The 19,087-nt window shown below is 44.5% G+C and carries 14 protein-coding genes; 3 read left to right on the top strand and 11 right to left on the bottom strand.

Going from position 1 to position 19,087, the window contains the following annotated elements:
- The first annotated feature begins 264 nt into the window (after positions 1–264).
- Complete coding sequence (locus RIF36_RS00430) at positions 265–786, top strand: hypothetical protein (protein ID WP_350086678.1); 522 nt, start codon at positions 265–267, stop codon at positions 784–786.
- On the opposite strand, the gene RIF36_RS00425 is transcribed toward RIF36_RS00430, so the two are convergent.
- The 9 genes from RIF36_RS00425 to RIF36_RS00385 all read right to left on the bottom strand — a co-directional run bounded on the left by RIF36_RS00425 (position 775) and on the right by RIF36_RS00385 (position 11,495).
- Positions 775–933 (bottom strand): hypothetical protein, encoded by a 159-nt coding sequence (locus tag RIF36_RS00425; RefSeq protein WP_350086674.1) that lies wholly within the window; start codon positions 931–933, stop codon positions 775–777. The genes RIF36_RS00430 and RIF36_RS00425 overlap by 12 nt on opposite strands.
- 18 nt (positions 934–951) lie before the next feature.
- A complete protein-coding gene (locus tag RIF36_RS00420; RefSeq protein WP_350086671.1) occupies positions 952–1,278 on the bottom strand; it encodes a hypothetical protein in 327 nt (108 codons plus the stop codon).
- A gap of 171 nt (positions 1,279–1,449) precedes the next feature.
- Entirely contained in the window at positions 1,450–2,706 is a 1,257-nt protein-coding gene (locus tag RIF36_RS00415) for a hypothetical protein (protein WP_350123399.1), read from the bottom strand.
- A 29-nt stretch (positions 2,707–2,735) separates the two neighbouring features.
- A complete protein-coding gene (locus RIF36_RS00410; protein ID WP_350123396.1) occupies positions 2,736–6,020 on the bottom strand; it encodes a type I restriction endonuclease subunit R in 3,285 nt (1,094 codons plus the stop codon).
- A 52-nt stretch (positions 6,021–6,072) separates the two neighbouring features.
- On the bottom strand, positions 6,073–6,690 hold the full coding sequence (locus RIF36_RS00405) for a hypothetical protein (RefSeq protein ID WP_350123393.1): 618 nt from the start codon (positions 6,688–6,690) through the stop codon (positions 6,073–6,075).
- Positions 6,687–7,436, bottom strand: coding sequence for a PDDEXK-like family protein (locus RIF36_RS00400; RefSeq protein WP_350123391.1), 750 nt, complete (start codon positions 7,434–7,436; stop codon positions 6,687–6,689). Before RIF36_RS00400 ends, RIF36_RS00405 begins: the two co-directional genes overlap by 4 nt.
- Positions 7,433–8,614, bottom strand: a complete 1,182-nt coding sequence (locus RIF36_RS00395) for a restriction endonuclease subunit S (protein ID WP_350123388.1) — start codon at positions 8,612–8,614, stop codon at positions 7,433–7,435. The genes RIF36_RS00400 and RIF36_RS00395 overlap by 4 nt, the downstream gene beginning before the upstream one ends.
- Before the next feature lie 106 nt (positions 8,615–8,720).
- A complete protein-coding gene (locus RIF36_RS00390) occupies positions 8,721–10,856 on the bottom strand; it encodes a type I restriction-modification system subunit M (RefSeq protein WP_350123385.1) in 2,136 nt (711 codons plus the stop codon).
- 48 nt (positions 10,857–10,904) lie between these two features.
- A complete protein-coding gene (locus tag RIF36_RS00385; RefSeq protein ID WP_350123382.1) occupies positions 10,905–11,495 on the bottom strand; it encodes a hypothetical protein in 591 nt (196 codons plus the stop codon).
- Positions 11,496–11,593: 98 nt separating this feature from the next.
- Between RIF36_RS00385 and RIF36_RS00380 the strand changes: the two genes are divergently transcribed.
- On the top strand, positions 11,594–13,207 hold the full coding sequence (locus RIF36_RS00380; protein ID WP_350086648.1) for an ATP-dependent nuclease: 1,614 nt from the start codon (positions 11,594–11,596) through the stop codon (positions 13,205–13,207).
- 214 nt (positions 13,208–13,421) lie between these two features.
- Here the strand turns inward: RIF36_RS00380 and RIF36_RS00375 are convergent, their stop codons facing one another.
- On the bottom strand, positions 13,422–13,847 hold the full coding sequence (locus tag RIF36_RS00375) for an HU family DNA-binding protein (protein WP_350123379.1): 426 nt from the start codon (positions 13,845–13,847) through the stop codon (positions 13,422–13,424).
- A 970-nt stretch (positions 13,848–14,817) separates the two neighbouring features.
- Positions 14,818–14,988, bottom strand: a complete 171-nt coding sequence (locus RIF36_RS00370) for a hypothetical protein (RefSeq protein ID WP_350123376.1) — start codon at positions 14,986–14,988, stop codon at positions 14,818–14,820.
- Positions 14,989–15,329: 341 nt separating this feature from the next.
- Between RIF36_RS00370 and RIF36_RS00365 the strand changes: the two genes are divergently transcribed.
- Positions 15,330–17,723, top strand: coding sequence for a caspase family protein (locus RIF36_RS00365; RefSeq protein WP_350123373.1), 2,394 nt, complete (start codon positions 15,330–15,332; stop codon positions 17,721–17,723).
- Positions 17,724–19,087: the final 1,364 nt, after the last annotated feature.

Raw genomic sequence — 19,087 nt, 5'->3', positions numbered from 1 at the left:
ATCCCTGCCAACGCAATGCGGTATTAGATTGAAAACGCATTTTTCTTGAGTTTTAGGTGCAGCTTAGGGTTCAATACTTAGTTGAAAAATGGCTCTCTCGTTCATGCTATTTTAAAGCACCATCTCTAAATTACGAATAAAATTATGCAAGGGGTGTGTATTAAATAGATAAATAGAATAGATAAAGTGCGACAATACTTATAAATAAGTATTGATAGGTGTAGTAATAAATACAAAATTTATTGCAAAAATTAGTCTACTAATATGAAAAGCCTCATTCTTTCAATATTTGCCCTCCTATCTTTTTCCACTGTATGTCATAGTCAACTTACTGGAAAAAGGCACCATATTAGTATAAATGGAACTCCTAACGGTTTTTTCCTATACAATACAAAAGATAAAGCTACGTTCGTCGGTCTCTCAGTATTACCTGAGCTAGAGTATTCATATGATTTGAATAAAGTTGCAAGAATATACGTTTCTGCACTGTGGACGGGCGTAAACACCTTGACTGCAACAGAAAAAATCGATGGCCCTCAAGTACAACTTACCAATACAGGGAACACGAACCTAGCCGCATCAGTTGGTTTCAATTTTAAAATATCAATTGATGATAGTAAAGAGTCGATCACAATTCCGATGTTAAATTCCTTTTCTGTTGGGTTAGGATACGGTAACTTTTATACGGAAACCGTCAACGATAAGGATGTCTACACAAATGGGATTTTATTAATAGTTGGCTTCAAAGTGCGAGGACTGTCTTTCAATATAGGGTCAGAGAATTGAGCGGCGAAGTATGTTACCCCATTGCAGGTCGGTTAGGTAGAGCGCACCCCAAAAACCTAAAAGTGTTCCGATAATCGTGATAAATAAGTCGAGCCAGAAAGACCCCGACTCGCCCACCATCGTATCGACATAATATATCTTAAACATGATTGAGGTTTCTTTGACTTATTCCAGTCGTTTCAGAATCTCTATGGCTTCATCTATTATCTTAATAATATCTTGTTGCTCTTTAGCTTCCCAAACATCGTTTTCAAGAGATTTAAGACCATCAATAGCTTTGTTTTCCGGGTTATCAACAATCAGCTTAATTAGAGCTGTAGAAAGAGCCCTTCTTCCTCTCAAAGTAATTTCGCCGACAAAATTATCATACACCTCCTGAGCAGCATATTTAAATGGATCGCCATATTTACCGCAATTGTCAAATGCAGCTCTTACAAGACCCTCATATCTAAATGCAGGATCATCGTCGTCAATGAAGATAGCATATTTCATAATAAGTCATATTTAAAGTTATAATTAGACATTATTTTAAATACGTTACACTTTTTACACTGATAATCAAAGTATTTTATTGTAAGCTCTCAAAGAAAATAGGCTTGCTGGATGCAAGAATCTTCTGCTGATCAAGGGCAGATTCAACTCAAAACTTCGCTACCCATAAAATTAGATACTTATTTCATCCCAGTTATCGTAAAACTCTTGCCCAATTCCCTTCCACCATAATCTTACTCTTCCGTCTTTGGACTCACCCCAGTCTTTCTTTAAAAAATAGTAATCGTCTGGAAATTCTGCCTCAAAAATATTAGTTAGCTCATGGCGACATTGGTAAATATCTTCAGTGAAAGGTTTTATAGGAGGTTTTCCATCCTTTGGCTGGGCGACAAAATGGTTACACGCCACTATTGTTTTGGTTGACAGGCTAAGCAAGTTATTTACGTGGGTATCTCCAAATCCATACCCGATAGTCAAAATCAAATCAGACTCAATGATATCTTTTTGAAATGCGTAATAGAAGTGCAGGAAAGGGCTATACTTCATTCGCTGCATTTTGTTGTAACCGGAAATGATAGGTGTTGGAATAAGAGGCTCTCTATTTAGCCCGTTATCTGACGACTGAACTTGACCTGCATAGTTTGCTACTTTGGCTTCTTTTCTTACTCTGTCAGGATCTATAAAAGTGTCCCAATAAATGCATCCATGTAGATTATAATGACAGTCACAGTTTGTATCCGAAAATATTTTACTTCCGATCAATCTTCCATCTTCGTCGAATCCATCGAAAAAACTACGGTACCTCACAAGCCAATTGTCGTAATTAAGGGTGTAAATTCTTCGAGTGTAATCCGATTCCTGCAATCTGATGGATAAGAAGTCATTTGAAAATAGCTCCATCCCAGCATTGCGCTCGTTCGAATTGAACGCTTCAAGCTTGTGAGTTATATGATGGATGAAATAACGATAAATCATACTCACCAGTGGGTATATAATCGATTCGCTGTTGAAGTCTTCCGAGGCTCTCTTAAAATCTGCCTCTACTACAGCTGATAGCTCCAAAAAAGCCGGCTTTATACCTTTGAAGGGATAGTTTCGGGTTCGATCTGAAGCATCACAAGAATCAAAAGAATGCCTGGATGATTGAAATGCGTAAAGTTCCTCAAGGAAGTGTATGATTGTTTCAAAATTTACCACGTCCGTTCGAGTGGCTGGTGTTGTGGCTTCCAATCCGTAATGGCGGCATAATTTCCTATAGAGATACTCCCCAGGCATCAAGCCACCCAAAGTAATACTATGGATCGATAGTGTCCGGAGCTCATCTGTCAAAGAGGCGGTTTCGACCCCGGCAAATGAATCAGTTGAAGTAAACCCAGCTCCCGTAAGAATAGTTATCTTCTTCTTGATAGTTATCTTCTTCTTGGTCATAATAGCTTAAGTTAAGTTATCCTCCGGTTTCAAGCCGCAAACCCTCTTCCCATCTCCGCCAGTTCATAAAAATGCTGGAAGATAACATCAGACTTCTCGGCAAAAACCTTTCGGTCATACGACTCTGGAAGGGTCTCATTCAAAATCTTTTTGATCTCCTGCCGCACCATCTCCTGAGATGCCTTTTCTCTATGCCATTCCTGGATCAATATTTTTCTATTGGAGTCAAAAAGTATCTCTAGCAGGCTGGACGCTGCTAGCTTCACATTCTTCTCTTCCTCCTTTGTCAGCTTTTCCTTTTTTAGCAGGTCAAACAGTTCAAGCTCCGACTCGGTCATGTCGTTTCTTGCGGCCCGTTCCTGTTCATCTGAAAGCTCCTCGGCTTGCTTTATCAGCTCTTTGTAGGCTTCCTCAATTGAAAGGCTTCCTGAATTATAATCCTTAATAATATCCTCAAACCGCTCCAGAAATGCACCCCTGGTTTTGTTCTGCCCCATCATTTGATTCAACTTGATCTCCATCAGGCCTCGTAAATCAGCAAACTGAATATTCTTGTGTTTCTTTTCTGCAAACTCTGCACGCAAAGTGGCGAAGTCCAGCTTACTCAGGTCTATTTGCCTGGAGGTGTCACGGATGTACACATGATCGTGATCCCGCAAATCACCCATTCCCTGAACGCTCGTATCCAATAAATTGTCCAGCCTCTTTTTCGTTCGCTTTATCGCCTCGTCCTGGTCAACATTTCTATCAACTACCTTCCGAAGGTACTCTAACACGTCTCTGTCAGCTTTTATTTCGGGGTGCTCATATATTTCAGGGCGGGCCGAATCATACAAGCTGCTGATTGTATTGACATAAAGACCTAGCTGCTTGCGGTGTTCATCTTTCGCCAAAATCAAATTGGCGTAATCCCTGAATAGCTCAATTTCTTTAAATCCCTTTTCCCCCAGTACGAGTATCTGTTCAAGATCAGCGCCCAAGTCCTTACAGAATTGCTTAGCCTCTAAAATTGCCTGTACAAGCATTACCAATAGCTCCTCGAACTCCTTCACAGGTAATTCGTCCTCATCTTCTTCGCTGCCTCCCTTGGTTCCCTCAGCATAAGCGGCCAGGGCCTTCTTTAGATTTCGAAATACACCGAAATAGTCAATGACCAACCCGTTCTTCTTTCCGTCAATTACCCTGTTGGCCCGGGCGATTGCCTGCATGAGTGTATGATTTTGCAGGGGCTTGTCGAGATATAGTGTGGAGACGGCCGGTGCATCAAAGCCAGTCAACCACATGGCAGTGACAAACACAATCCTATAAGTGTTATTCGAATCCTTAAAATAGTCCTCAATGTTGCGGCCGTCGTCATCAGGGTATTCCATGAGCTTACGGTGTGCCTTAATGGCAAGCCCTTCTGACTCAAACTTCTTCACTTCCTCCTTTTCGGTTCCCTCAAGGCTGATCACAGCAGCCATCTTGGTTTCCTCCATAAAAGCGATGGCTCGCTTATATCTTTTCTTTGTATCGGTATCTAAAGACAGGTTGATCTTCTTCCTTAGGTCTTTGATTTCCTCCCTTTGGGCCTGCTGCACAAATTCGAACATGCGAACAGCCGTAAACTTATCGATGCAGACCACCATGGCCTTCATGGGCCTACGGGCTCCTTCATCATTGATCACATCTAACCTGTAAGGATAATGCTGCACAATGTGTTTGGCAATCTCTTGTAGCCTGTCTTCTCGTTTTACAATTTGAAAAAGCGTGGTATACTCCCTGTCTAGTTTCTTTCGTTGTTCCTCACTCAGTTTTTCGTCTTCAAGAATTTCGGCGGCATTCCCTATCAGATCTTCATTTACCTGCTCTACCCTTGGCACAGTCTTTTTGTAAAACAAAGGCACGGTAGCACCATCATCTATGCTCTGGGCAAAGTTGTATTCCGACACGTAAGGGCCAAACCAATCCCTGGTAAGCTCATTTCGTAACAATGGTGTCCCGGTAAAAGCGATGTACTGCGCATTGGGTATAGCAATTCGCATATTTTCCGCCAGCCCTTTGTACTGCGTGCGGTGGGCTTCGTCCACTATTACAATCCAATCGTCTCTATCCGTCAGGTGTGGATACTTTTTGCCCTTCTCAATCCCGAACTTGTATATCATAGAGAACAAATAAGTCCGGTTGGACTGCATATATTCCCTCAGCTTGTCCCGACTAGAAGGGCGGTAGTAGTTCTCCTTCTGCTCTTTAGTTTCAATGATTGTGTCTGTTTCCTTGAAGTTTCGATAGATTTGGTCGTCGAGGTCTTGCCGATCAGTAATAATAAGGAAGGACCAATTGCCCGTCATCTTGCGGCGAATCTTCCGGGTAAAGAAGATCATCGAGTACGACTTACCAGAGCCTTGTGTATGCCAAAACACTCCAAGCTTCCCTTTCTTTCCATCTCTGTTCCTAAATGACTCTATGGCATTGTTTACCCCAAGAAACTGGTGATTTTTGGCAATTATCTTTGCCTTATTGTTATGGTAAAGCACGAAGTTTTCATAGTAATCGAGCAGGCTTTCTCTGCTACAAAGGCCTTCTGCGAAAAGCTTCAAACTGAGGTGTTCACCGCTGGCTTTGCCCGCTGCTTCCACTTCCTGACGGCCGAGTTGATCGTGAGTGATGGCAGTATCATGAAGCTTGACCCAGGAAAAAAAATGACCCCAGGGAGCGTTAAACGCCCCAACCCTGGTTTCTATGCCATTGGAAATACATACGAACAAATTGTACCAAAACAGCTGAGGAATGTCCCTCCGGTAGTCCTTGAGGTTCTTATCAAATCCCACTTTCACTTTTTCTGTGGCATTCTTGAGCTCGATCATGACCAACGGAAGCCCGTTGACATAAATTAGCAAATCAGGTCGGCGTGTAATGATATCCGTTTGCAGGTATTCAATGCTGAGCTGGGAAACAAGAAGAAAGTCATTCCTTTCTGGCTTTTCAAAGTCCAGCACCTTCACATAGTCATTTACTTCAACACCATCCTTGTCCTTGTATGCTACCTGAATGCCGCCTTTTACCAGACCATAGACCTCTTTATTGGCCATAACAGGCGTCATGGTTGCCCGGCTTTTACAAAGCTCAGCAACGGCATAGTCAATCTTATCTTCGGGGATGGAGGAGTTGAGAAAAGTAAGTTTGGCCTTCAACCGATCTTTTAAGACCACATCTTTCATTTGATCCCGGCCTACCAACTGCTTTTCCCAGGCGTTGAGGTGCTCATAATTAAGCACCTGTTCAAAAAACTGGATGTCGGACTGCTCTATATGTGATTCATTGATAAAAGCCATTCAGAATTGAAAATATGCAATGCTCTGTATATTTTTTGCTGGAATTTGGTAATTATTTCCCCCTTTGCCATTTCTTGGCTTCTCTGAGGGCTGTCGGCATTTCTTCTTCAATAGCGTCCAACATATCAAAGGCAACTGCAATTACCTTGTCTAATGCAGACTGTCTCGTTTCAGGTAATATCTCATAGAGCTTCTCATGACTTGTGAACTCAAAGGGAAACATCTGCCAAATGACCCACCAGGGATCGTCAGGATCATTTGAATCGTAGTCTTTTAATTTCTTCTTGCCACGGAGGAGTGATTTTATAGAGTCAGTTTTATATTGATTGTTTTCTATATCGACAAAAATGCCAACGAAGGGCCTTCCTCCATAATCTAGCGCTTGAAAAGCTACTGCGATTAGCGGCCCGTTTTTGTCGGTAGGCCATTCCTTCTTATATATCCAAAGCTTAGTCCACTTATCATCGAATCTTCCAGAGAAGTCCACTATGAAATCTCTTCTCTCTTCTTTCATTTTCTCTTTCAACTGCTCTTTCAGCAGCTCCCAAAATTCCCTGATGAGTCTTTTGCTTACAACGTCAAGATGCGAAGCCACCTTCACCATTGTCTTGAAATTCTCCTCCATAGAGAAGAATTCGTAGATTTTGTCTTCATATTTATTTGAGGTCATAATCCTTCAAGTACTTTAATATATTGGAACATAGTCTGGCGAACCGTTGGCGATAAAATGGCAGGAAAACAACCTTCGAGCCACGGGATGATGTGTTGATGATAACCTTTCAATACCAATTGCCCAGTGCCTCGAAGTTTTGCCGCTAATACGGAGTTAATCGAGCCGTCGGTAGGCGGGTTGCCAGTCCTTGTAAGATATAGAAGTTTAAAGCATTGCTCAGAAACTTCCAGCTCTTCTGTAATATACTTAAAATATCTATCGACCTGCTGTGGCTGATCTCCTGCATATATTTTATTCTCTAGCAGAACGCAGTAATATGATCCGTCTACTTTGAATTCTATAAAAATATCAATACGACCATAGTCTGTCGATAGCTCCTCATATATTTCAAAACCTTCCATCTTGCCATAGTTGTATGGCAAGAAAAGTATTTGAGTCATGAAACTATCCAAAAACAGACTCCCTTGCTGATGACTTTCTTCCGGATTTAGTAAATGGCAAAGAAAGGGTGTGTGTAGCCTCGTTTCGTAATGACCGATATTGAGAATATGAAAGACGTTAAAAAAGGGAGTTTCCTTTTTTAGTAAGCCTTGAAGTTCAACATCTAAAGGCGTGTAAGACACTTGTAGCAACTTAAATTGATTAATTTCTTCCTCTATCCGCTCTTGCCAAAATTGTTCCTCAAGCTGAATGTATTCAGTGAAAAAGCGCTTACATCTATTTAGATCAAGCTGTTCTGTCATTTTCTTTTTGCATGATAAATAGCCTCCTCTTCGGCCACCATAGAAAGTGGTTCCTCGTCTATCTGATGAGGTAGGTTCTCTATATCCAACTTGCCACTCATAAGGCGGGGAAGAAGTAAGTCTCTGGTTTGCTGGAGGAGTTGATTTTTTTGAATTAATAGATGTCTTTGATCGAACAAAGGCACTATCAGGCCATTAAATTCTGTAAGAATTTGGGGCAGAGGCTTAAGTAAGCTGATTCGATTTAAGTTTTCTCTATTTATCTTAGGTTGAGCAGCCCCAGTAACATGGCCACTAATAGCATATCTCGACAATGATAGATAAAGATACTCTGTTGAAAAATCCCCCTGTCCCTGTAGGACATGAGCATGATTACTTACCCAGAATTTATCATTGACAAATTGAAGAACTGGGTATCCTTCAGAAGTGATTACTGATCCGTCTTCTGCAACCAATAAGTACTTTCCCTCAAAAATATAGTCATCAATGTAATCGATAATCTTGGCTGCACCATAGTAAGGAAACTTACCATGCATATTTGCCCTATTAATTGAAGAAATGGGTCTACGTTTGCTACTGAGGTTTTTGCATAAAAGGTTTAGCTGCTTAATCTCCCACCCCTCCGGTAAAGCCCCGAGTGTGCTATGCGGTACTATTTTACCTTGCGGATCGATAAAATTAACATCTTTATAGCCAGGGAACCGGAGCCGCACAAACCACTCCCTGTAAATTTCCTCGGCCATTTCTTCCAGCAGCTTAATGCGTTGGTTGTTGTTTTCAATGAGGTCGTCGTAGGCGGAGAGAATGGAGGCTATTTTCTTTTGTTGTGCATAAGACGGGTAATGTATAGGCAAAGACCGAATCATTTCAAGGCTTAAAAAACCCTGGGCCGAACCACTCTGAATTCTTTTTAAGCTTTGCTGAAAAAATTGTCCTTTCATCCAGTATGCCAAATAATTCGGAAGTAACTGGGGATTTGCAACTCTTATTATCGCTAAACTACTTGAAATGCCGAACTCGCCGATTCCTTCTTCCACTCGATAGGGTACACCTAGGCCAGCACCAATGATACCAAGTAAAATATCACCCGGAAGCGGCTTAGTTAATGCTTTGGACTCAGCTTTAAAATATTTCTTAAAGTTTTCTGGAGAAATGAATGAAACATCTTCGAGATTCAATCCTCCAAAGGTTAAATTCTTTGCGGATAGATATATAATACCAGTCGCACACCTCTCAATACTGGCATGAGCACCATCTCCAACTGCGCACTCTCGTCCGATTTTACTATACCTCCACATACCTGATTAGGTTTTCAAGGCCAGTTGAAATTGATCGTTCTATTTCCTCTGATGCACTAGACAGCATCCTAAATCGAAGATAAGCCTCATCTAGACGGTTTCGAAATTCTTCTTGTGAAACCAAATCAGCTTCATCTTCAACGCCTACGAACCTTCCTGCATTCAGTGAATAATCCTGCTCTTTAGCATATTCTTCCCGCCTGGCGGTTTTGCAAAGGCCGGTAATGTCTTCATATTGGGCATCAGGGAATCGCTTTTGCAGCCATTCCATGTTTTCCAGCCAGTAGCCGGTTTCCTCCCTTGTGGTAGTATAGCCTTGAATCGCTTCTTCTATTGCTTTGCCGGCCCTGTTTAGTCCATTCTCCGACCAATCTTTGTCATTCTTCAGCTTCAAGTCATCATTTGCCTGTTTCCAAAGGGCCATCAGAACATCGCTATCCACTTTCAGCGCCTCCCATTGGTATTGTTCCTGCTTTAGCACATCGGCCAAAAAGTTGGCTGCTTCCAGCTGAGCTTCATTTTCGGTAGGTGTTTCATCCAGGGCATGCTTCAGGGGCTTAATGGTGTCAGTCAATCTTTGTGCTTCGGCTTTCTTAAAGTTAGCTAGCTCGCTAAAGAAATTGGCTTCGTCCAACTTTTTGCGCTTGGCAGGAGTTAATTTTCCCTTGGCTTGTTCAGCATTTTTCTTCAAACCGTTTACCAGGGTTTCTAGTTGGCTTTCCAATTGCTTGCGTCGGGGCACTATCTCTTGCAGGTTGTTGTTTGCTCGTTTCAGATAACCATCAATTAGCTCCAGATAGCGTTCTGTTTCGCCTCTGTACAGTCGCACAATGGCCGCTAGGTTCTGTTGTTGTTCCTCCGTCCACTCCCGATGCGCCCTGTCAATCTGCCGGTACACATTGCGGGCATCAATGAATAGTATTTTGTCTTTGCGGTCGGTGCTGACCTTTCCCTTATCAAAAAACCAAAGTGTGGCTGGCAAGGTCACCGTGAAGAACATGTTGGAAGGCATACTTACCATGCAGTCGACAATGCCGCTGTCCACTATCTTTTTTCTTATCTCATACTCTGAGTTGCGGGCATCCGAGGCCGAATTGGCCATCACAAAACCCGCCCTGCCTTTTTCATTGAGCGAAGTAGCAAACAATGAAATCCACAGGTAGTTGGCATCAGTGATCTTATCATCCTTTTTACCTTTGTTCTTTGGCAGGCCATAGTGGTAAAAGCGCTGGTCGTTTTGAACAGTGGCCTCCTTTACCGACTTCACATTAAATGGCGGATTAGCCATTACATAGTCAAATTTGCCAAAGCTGTCATAGGGGTCAGCTTCATAGGAGTTCACTTCGGTTATTTCTCCCCTAAGGTTATTCACCATCAGGTTCATTTTTGCGAGACGCACCGTTTCACCCATAAACTCCTGCCCGCACACATAAATATCGTTGAGATCATGTTTAGTCCGTTTTAAGAACGTGGCCGATTGCACAAACATGCCACCAGAGCCACAGGCGGGGTCGTACAGCTTGCCACTGTAGGGTTCAATTACTTCTACTATAAATCGCACTACCGATGTGGGTGTAAAAAACTCCCCACCCTTTTGTCCTTCGCTGTGGGCAAACTTCCCTAAAAAGTACTCATATATCTTACCGAACACATCGCCAGAGGCGTCCTGAGGGATGTCAGAAAAAGTTTTGAGCAGTTGAGGTAGAATGTCGGCCCTTTTCTTTTCAATCTCATAATATGCCGCAGTCGGCAACACTCCCTGGAATTTTGCGTCCTGGTATTTTTCGATGTCCGACATAGCCTCATCAAGCGCTTTAGCCATACTTACTTTGCCGGGGAGGTTCAACAGATGCTTAAAACGGGCGTGTTCAGGTAGATAAAAGCCGCAGGCAGCCAGGGCTATTTCCTCAATGGATCGCTCCATTCTACTGCCTTTGCCCTTTACATACTCGTCCAATATCTGTGGCTCGTAGTCGGAGTATTTATTATCTGCAAACTTGAGAAAAATAAGACCCAGCACCGGCACTGCATAATCGGCTGCTTTGATGCCGCCATAGGCCCGTAGCGAGTTAGCGGAATCCCACAGCTTATCTTCAAGCTCCTTTAGTTGTTCGTTGGTCATTCTCCTTATGAGTATTAGAAAAATTGGGGCTGTAAACTACAACCATATTCAGCTATTTCCTTTTTTCGATCTCCAAAATACCAAATCAAGATGCACCCTGGCAATGCCTTTTTGATGAGCCAGCTCATTTGCCTTTTGTTGTAGTTCTTTGCTAAAGTCAGGAGTAAGCGATTTAATGCTATACCACGGTGGAAGCTGACGTTTATAGCAGCGCTTTATCCCTAATGCCACATCTCTATCCAGTGGCACTTCAAGGTTAGCCAGGGCAACATGATTTTCGGGCAGACTATCTGGCAATTGATACTTCTCGGCAAAGTATTTGTTGTAAACAACGTCCCGGAAAAAGAGATTGAGCGCCTTGCGAGCCACTCCCCAACTGGTTCGAACCGTAACAGGAAACTCAGCCAACAGTTGGTTCGTTTGAGCATCCAAAAAACGCTGATAGTCAGCGGCATTTGGCATCGCTTCAAAAAACTTTCCCAAGTCGATCTGCTCAAAATAATCTCTACAGCTTTTTACTATTCCCCTTGCCCCTTGATTTCGTAAGGCAGCCGCTCCTACAGCGGTTTGAGCGATTCGGTGCTGGACGGCATGGTGGAATTGAGCTTCTGTCATTGTTTTTAAAAGAAGTAGTGCCATAAATTAGTTACTTTCCTTTAAAAATAGGTTACTTTCAAATAGCAAATAACTTCCTGTTTCTCTTCACGAGTAATCGGGTACAAATCAACGGTAAGAAAATGTGGATTGAAGAGGTATATCTTAGAAATGTTAGGAGCTTCGAAAAAGCAAATTTGAAGCTCTCTAAAGGCATCAATGTTATTATCGGACACAACAATTCCGGAAAATCAACGATTATAAGGTCGATTGACAGATTTCAGGGTGGTCATCATACGACAGAAGGATTCGTACGGAACGGGGAATCTATGGCAGTGGTAGCAGCTAGTTTCGAGGGCGATGGAGTGAAGTATTTTTCATACAAAAATCAATCGGGGAAGCTCAAACGGATAGTAATGGAGCAAAACAATACGTCTATATTACTTGCGAACCGAGAGAAACAGTATTTGGGGCTTCTGGAATCTAACTTAGATGTCACAGAAGAAATTGATAAAATAAGAAGTATCCCTATTGACGAAAATGGCGATACTACTCATGACAGTATTAAGCTTATACATCCTTTTTCAAGTGAAGAACCAAATAACGTTTTCTATGCTGCCTACGGTAGGAAAGGATATATAGATTCTAATATAAGTGAAGAGAGCACCAGACAAATAAGACAGGATTTAGGCAATCTTACCTCTAGACTACACAAACTGAATAATCCAGCTCACCCTTCTCATTCAGACTTTAATTCCGCTTGTGATCGCATCCTTGGCTTTACACTAGGAACTATAGCACAAGGAAAAAATTCAGGTTCGAACCTAACAATTGGGATATACACCGATAATATCGATACGATCAATATTAATAATATGGGGCAAGGTGTTGGACAGGTCTTGGGTCTGCTTTCTATTTTGTACACCCAAAAAGCTAAGATAATACTTCTTGAAGAAATAGAAACGGATCTTCACCCCCAGGCTCTTAAACAACTATTGGATATAGTTGCAGAGAAGTCAAATGAGAATCAATTTATTATTTCAACCCATTCGAATATTGTGTTGAAACACCTGGGTTCTTTATCGGACACCAAAATATTTCAGACGTCTTGGGAAATGAAAAAAGGAGATGGAATCAGTCTCCCATATTCTACTGTAAAAGAGATACCCAATGATCCACAAAATAGATTACAAGTTTTGGCGGAACTGGGGTATGATTTAATTGATTTTGAGCTGTGGCAAGGTTACTTGTTGTTCGAAGAGTCGACTGCAGAACGAATTGTTAGAGATTATCTAATTCCCGTCTTTTTTCCCTATCTGGTTCACAAAGTCAGAACCATTGCTGCGCAAGGAGTTAACGATTTGGAGCCGAGGTTCAAAGATTTCTTACGTCTATTTGTCTTCATACATTTATCAGGTGCATACATGCACAAGGCATGGGTCATTGTCGATGGAGATGACGCTGGAAAGACGGTTCGGGACTCACTAGAGAAAAATTTTCCAGATTGGGATGAAAGTCATTTCATCTCTTTGTCCCACGATGACTTTGAGTTGTATTACCCCAAAAGGTTTGCTCAAAAAGGTGAAAAGGTGCTTTCAATGCCACATGGACAAAAGAAACAAGATGCAAAAGCTGCTCTTTTGAGAGAGGTTATCGACTGGACGAGGGCAAAGCCAGCGGAGGCTAAGAAGGAATTTGAGACAAGTGCGAAGGAAGTAATAGAAATTTTGAAGAGCATAGATCGATCATTGAAGTAGTAGGTGAAATGAGGTAGTAGAAACTGAGGGAACGCTACAAAAAAAAGGCCCGAAGGCCTTTTTCATCATTTTCACCGGCAGTGAAACTGCTCACTTCCGGGGCTTTTTACGTCGGGTCTTTAAAAGTTGGCGGTGAGTTTTGGTTTTCCGGCCAACTTTTCTGAAAAGTTCACCATCTTTTTTCAACTCTTCACCAACTTTTTCAGGCCCCAAATCAGGGAGTAGTACCGTTAGTTGGCTCCGGTGGCATGCTGCCATTGTTTTTCCTTTTGAAATCCGCTGCCTGGAGGGTTCTCATAAAGATTTTACCCGGCTTAAACCTTACTTTGGCTGCCGAGATATTACTCTTCTTGAACTCTTCGGGGCTGGCTGCTCCTTCTGACTTCACACTGGTGTAAAAAGTACCCAGCTCACCCAGCCTGACGATCTTGCCATCGGCAAGCATCTTGGGGATCATGGTAAGCAAAGCTTCTACCACAGCCATGCTGTCGGTAGGTGTTACAGTAGACCTTTCAGCGATTTCCTGGGAAATGTCCCGCTGGTTAACTTCTCCTGTGGCGTTCACCACGGCATAGAACTTTGCCGGTGCACTCTGATCGATGGGATTCCTTCTTCCCACAATGTTGAAAGCGATTGACATGGGTTTAAATTTTGGTGAAAAAATAATTACTTACTGTAATTCAGTATTTTATGTCAAAAATGGAAACTATTTATTTAATTATTTTGAGGTAAACGTATGCTATTTAAAAGGTTAATATTGGATAAATACAAGCTTGTTATGGCAGTTATCATTGACAAAGTATCAATTTGTCTTTGAATAGTTCTATTTCTAGCGTTTTCAAGAAAAATGTAGGGTTTCGGGACTTGGGGGTGGTTGTGGTGGTTTTTTGGAGGTTGCCAGGCATGTTGGCCGGCACTGTGAATAAAGACCTTCGCCACTCCGATCATTAAAGGGGTTACACTTGCGGGGTGGTGAGAGTAACCCCTTTAATTACATTCGGCTCCGAAAGGTGTTACTACTTCCCTACTCTTAGTTCATAGGTAAAGAGGTAGAAAAAGCTGAAGGAAGTTCACTCATATATGCCGTACCTACGGCACTCAGCCTCGCTGCGAACACCAGTTTTACCGGGATGGCGTCCCTATGGGACTTGCGGAGGCCTGTGCGGTGATACTGAGGTAGATATAGACTTAAAAGGAATTGAGTTATTTCTCGGAAAATACGCTACAACCTGGTCTTCAACGAGGGATCACACCAGACTGCTGCCTTTCTGCCACCCTTCCGGCGTCTGACGGTCGCCGCCCAAGAACCCTCCCTGCCGTACCGACGCCTGGCAGCCAAGTCCCGTAGGGACGACATAACGGTCAGCTCAGCCACCAGAAATCCATAAACAGCGAGTGCCGTAGGTACGGCATATAAGCGCTGGTTTTCAAACTACCTGAGCTAAATTGACGAGTCATGACTGTCTACCCAAGCTCCGATTGAGCAAAGCCGGTCGATGCTTCCCCACATCTGGGCCCCGAAATGGGGTCTGGCACCGTGAATAAAGACCTTTGTCGCTTCGACCATTAAAGGGGTTACACTTTCTGGGCGGCGAGAGTAACCCCTTTAATTACATTCGGCTCTGAAAGGTTGCTCCTCTAAATAGCTGCCTTTCTGGCATCACCCCGGCGGCTGACGGCCGCCGCCTTATAGCCTTCCCTGCCGTACCGACGCCTGGCCCCAACAGCGCCCCGAAGCGAAAGCTGGCATCGGGAATAAAGACCATTGTCGCTCCGATCATTAAAGGGGTTACACTTGCAGGGTGGTGAGAGTAACCCCTTTAATCACATTCGGCTCTGAAAGGGTGTTGCTGCTTCCCTACCCATACCTCAGGTTGTAGTTTGTTGGAACCGGAATGGAATCCCCCGATGTTTGCAGTGTATTTGTCCGGCTCAGTGCCATCATCTGGGGGATATCTCCCTCGTTCCTTGGTTCGATATGACGCTGGTGTGGAGGAGGTGGCTGTAACCAGGGAATAAGACCCAATCTCTGATCGGTTACTCCCAGGGTGATGACTATTCCAACTGTATTCCTAACCGTCCTTTACTGGCATAGCCTTCAAAAATTTATTACCTTCCTTTTATGAAACAGCTTACCTGTTCCATATTTTTTCTGTTACTGCTTTCTGCATGGAGGCTTCAAGGCCAGGTAGTAGACCCCACCCGGCTGGAATATGATGAAGACGCTCTTCAGGCCCGGCAGCTGGGCATGACAGTGTCGCCGGATAAAAAGCTGGCGGCCTTTCTGCTGAGTAGCGGAGAGCTTAGCGTACTCGATCTGCTACATACCACCTTCGTTAAAACTTTCAAAATAGAGATCGGGGATGTTAAAGAGATTGTTTTCACGCAAGACCAGCAAAGCGTCCTGGTTGTCGAAGAAAGCAGTTTTCGACTGGTAAACCTTGAAAGCGGGGATGTCACGCTTACACAGACTACCAAAGATTTTATCAAAACTACGGATATGGGGATTGTGAGCAATCACTTTGCCATTGTGTCTGGGAAAGAGGTTTTCATTTGGGACGCCTCCACCAAAAGCCTGACCACCACCATTGCGCTCGACAAAAAAATCTCTATCGTGTCGTTCAGCCCTTTTGAAAAGAAAATACTGATTACCCCTACCATTGGTGCTTTCAAGAAGCGCTACTCCCTTGAATATCTATATGAAACAGGTACACAGCTACAGAAATACGAGGGCATCTACCTGGGAGACTACGACCACCTGCAAAAAGGCCAGGTCATCGGCTGGAAAAACAGGCCGGTGCAATCAGCCATCTCTGTTCCGGTGCTGAGGCATGCTCCCCCAGGCAATCCCGACGCCGGCACTGAGCTATTTATTCTTGGCGTAGTGGATGGCAAATCCAACGAACAGCGGGACGACGTGGGTTTCTACCTGACTTTTCTTCGGGTAAAAGACAAAGTGTTGGGCACAGTGGCTTTCCGTGGCTTTAGTGTGTTCGACGTCCACGGCAGTGGTAAGGTGTTTACCACCAAGGTCAGTCTCAACGATAGAAACCGCAACCTCAGCCCCAAAACATATCTTGCGCATCCACATTACGCCCTTAACGACGATAAGGTGTTAATTAATGCCTACGGTGACAATATTAATCAGATCTACAGCGCCTCTCAGAATGCCATTATCGGTTACATCTTTGTGGATGCTGGCGGCAGCCTGGCGGTAGTGACCCGAGATGGCCGGTTCGACGGCACTGCCGATGCATCAGAGAAGCTGTACTGGGCAGCCAGGAGATCACTTACCCGAACGAAGCTGGAGAGCACCTTCAACCAGCAGTTCAGTCCCGGTTTGTTAGCTGAGCTGATGACGGGTGAAGCCGCCATCCCTGAAGTAGACTTGGAAGCACAGATAGCCAGTGTACCGACTCTCAGGATCAAATCGTTCAATGGTGCTGCTATATCCGGGAGCCAGGAAATACCGAAGGTGAAGTCGGCCACCCGGGCGTCGTCCATTACCCTTGAAGTAACCGAAAACATTGAAAACGCCAGTCAGCTCAAGCTGTTTCACAACAACAAGCTGGTGGGTAGCACTGAGCCGGTCAACGGGACAGCGGAGTTTGATGTGAACCTGACTACTACATTTGGGGAGGAAAACTACTTCTATGCAGTGGCAGCAACGGCTGATGGCATGGAGTCGGAAAAGAAAAAACTCGTCGTGCGCTACCAGGGCAAAAGTGACGACCCACCAAAACTATACCTGCTCACTGTCGGGATTGATAGCTACCTCAACCCGAAATACAACCTTAATTACGCCACTGCCGATGCCGATGCCTTCGCACAAACGATGGAGCAAGGCGCCTCGGGTGTATTCAGCGAGGTGGAAACCATCACTATTCGCAATGGCGACTTTACCAGGGAAAGCGTGATGGAAGCGCTGGAAACTATTGGTCAATCGGCACATGAGCAGGATCTTTTTGTGTTCTACTATGCCGGCCACGGTGTGATGTCGGAAGGAGGCACACGTCCGTCCGACTTTTTCCTGGTGCCGCACAACATTACCCACCTGTATGGCAAAGACGAAGAGCTGTTTGAACAAGCCTTATCTGCTAACGAACTCAAAAACATTGCTCAGACCATTAACGCCCAAAAGCAGGTGTATATCCTCGACGCATGCCAGTCGGCTGCCGCCCTGGGTGCCGTCGCAGCGAGAGGTGCGGCGGAAGAAAGGGCTATTGCCCGGCTGGCCAGGAGCACTGGCACGTTCTGGTTGATGGCGGCAGGCTCTGAGCAGTTTGCAACAGAGTTCGAATCACTGGGGCATGGCGTGTTTACTTATGCGTTGCTGGAAGGCCTCGCAGGCGCTGCCGACGGCGCCAATGCTGACCAGCAGATTACTATCAAGGAGCTCAGCGCCTGGGTAGAGTCACGGGTGCCTGAGCTCTCTCAAACCCACAAGGGCAAGCCACAATTCCCTTCTGGCTACTCCTATGGCAACGATTTTCCGCTGGTGGTGTATGACAAGTAGAGTGCCTGGCTGCTGCTGGCCCTAAATGGGTATCGTCACGATGGATAAAGCCCATATCGTTTTGGAAATTAAAGGGGTTACACTTGCAGAGTGGTGAGAGTAACCCCTTTAATTAGATTCGGCTCTGAGAGGTTGCTCCCCTATAAATAGCTGCTTTTCTGTCATCAACCCGGCGGCTGACGGTCGCCACCCTATAGCCTACCCTGCCGTACCGACACCTGACAACCTAGTCCCGTAGGGACGACATAACGGTCAGCTCAGCCACCAGAAATCCATAAACAGCGAGTGCCGCAGGTACGGCATATAGGTGCTGGTTTTCAAGCTGCCTAAGCTAAATGGAGGAGCCTTGGCCGTCTACCCAAGCTCCGATTGAGCAAAGCCAGTCAACGTTTCCCTACATGGCAGCCCCGAAATGGGATCTGGCGCTATGAATAAAGACGATTGTCGCTCCGACAATTAAAGGGGTTACACTTGCAGAGTGGCTAGAGTAACCCCTTTAATTACATGCTGCTCTGAAAGGTTGCTCCTCTTTAAATTGCTGCTTTTCTGCCATCACCCCGGCGACTGACGGCCGCCACCCTATAGCCTTCCCTGCCGTACCGATGCCTGACAACCAAGTCCCGTAGGGACGACATAACGGTCAGCTAAGCCACCGGAAATCCATAAACAGCGAGTGCCGTAGGTACGGCATATAAGCGCTGGTTTTCAACCTGCCTAAGCTAAATGGAGGAGCCTTGGCCGTCTACCCAAGCTCCGATTGAGCAAAGCCGGTCGATGCTTCCCACACACCGAGTCCCAAAATGAAGGCTGGCACCTGGAATAATGACCATTGTCGCTCCGATAATTAAAGGGGTTACACTTTCAGAGTGGTGAGAGTAACCCCTTTAATCAAATTCGGCTCTGAAAGGTTGCTTCTTTAAATAGCTGCCTTTCTGCCACCATTCCAGCGGCTGACGGCCGCCACCCTATAGCCTTCCCTGCCGTACCGACACCTGACAACCTAGTCCCGTAGGGACGACATAACGGTCAGCTCAACCGATAGCAACCACATCTACAGCGAGTGCCGTAGGTACGGCATATAGGTGCTGGTTTTCAGCCTGCCAAGGCAAATTTAGGAGCTGAAAAAAATTTACGAGCCATGGCTGTCTACCCAAGCTCAGACTCAGCAAAGACAATGCCCTGCTTCACAGTATCGACGCCAAAACGGAAGTTGCCACCGTGAATAGAGACCCTTATCGCTTCGAAAATTAAAGGGGTTACACTTTCAGGGCGGCGAGAGTAACCCCTTTAATTACATTTGGCTCTGAAAGGTTGCTCCTCTTTAAATAGCTGCTTTTCTGCCATCAACCCTGGCCTCTAGGTTG

It is taken from the genome of Imperialibacter sp. (assembly GCF_040222815.1).
In the GTDB taxonomy this organism is placed as follows: domain Bacteria; phylum Bacteroidota; class Bacteroidia; order Cytophagales; family Cyclobacteriaceae; genus Imperialibacter.
This window is presented reverse-complemented; position numbering and strand designations above follow the sequence as displayed.

Bases quoted from the DNA above. Each gene is read 5' to 3' on its own strand.
- RIF36_RS00430 (WP_350086678.1), top strand. From the start codon at position 265: ATGAAAAGCCTCATTCTTTCAATATTTGCCCTCCTATCTTTTTCCACT.
- RIF36_RS00425 (WP_350086674.1), bottom strand. From the start codon at position 933: ATGTTTAAGATATATTATGTCGATACGATGGTGGGCGAGTCGGGGTCT.
- RIF36_RS00420 (WP_350086671.1), bottom strand. From the start codon at position 1,278: ATGAAATATGCTATCTTCATTGACGACGATGATCCTGCATTTAGATAT.
- RIF36_RS00415 (WP_350123399.1), bottom strand. From the start codon at position 2,706: ATGACCAAGAAGAAGATAACTATCAAGAAGAAGATAACTATTCTTACG.
- RIF36_RS00410 (WP_350123396.1), bottom strand. From the start codon at position 6,020: ATGGCTTTTATCAATGAATCACATATAGAGCAGTCCGACATCCAGTTT.
- RIF36_RS00405 (WP_350123393.1), bottom strand. From the start codon at position 6,690: ATGACCTCAAATAAATATGAAGACAAAATCTACGAATTCTTCTCTATG.
- RIF36_RS00400 (WP_350123391.1), bottom strand. From the start codon at position 7,436: ATGACAGAACAGCTTGATCTAAATAGATGTAAGCGCTTTTTCACTGAA.
- RIF36_RS00390 (WP_350123385.1), bottom strand. From the start codon at position 10,856: ATGACCAACGAACAACTAAAGGAGCTTGAAGATAAGCTGTGGGATTCC.
- RIF36_RS00385 (WP_350123382.1), bottom strand. From the start codon at position 11,495: ATGGCACTACTTCTTTTAAAAACAATGACAGAAGCTCAATTCCACCAT.
- RIF36_RS00380 (WP_350086648.1), top strand. From the start codon at position 11,594: ATGTGGATTGAAGAGGTATATCTTAGAAATGTTAGGAGCTTCGAAAAA.
- RIF36_RS00375 (WP_350123379.1), bottom strand. From the start codon at position 13,847: ATGTCAATCGCTTTCAACATTGTGGGAAGAAGGAATCCCATCGATCAG.
- RIF36_RS00370 (WP_350123376.1), bottom strand. From the start codon at position 14,988: ATGATCGGAGCGACAATGGTCTTTATTCCCGATGCCAGCTTTCGCTTC.
- RIF36_RS00365 (WP_350123373.1), top strand. From the start codon at position 15,330: ATGAAACAGCTTACCTGTTCCATATTTTTTCTGTTACTGCTTTCTGCA.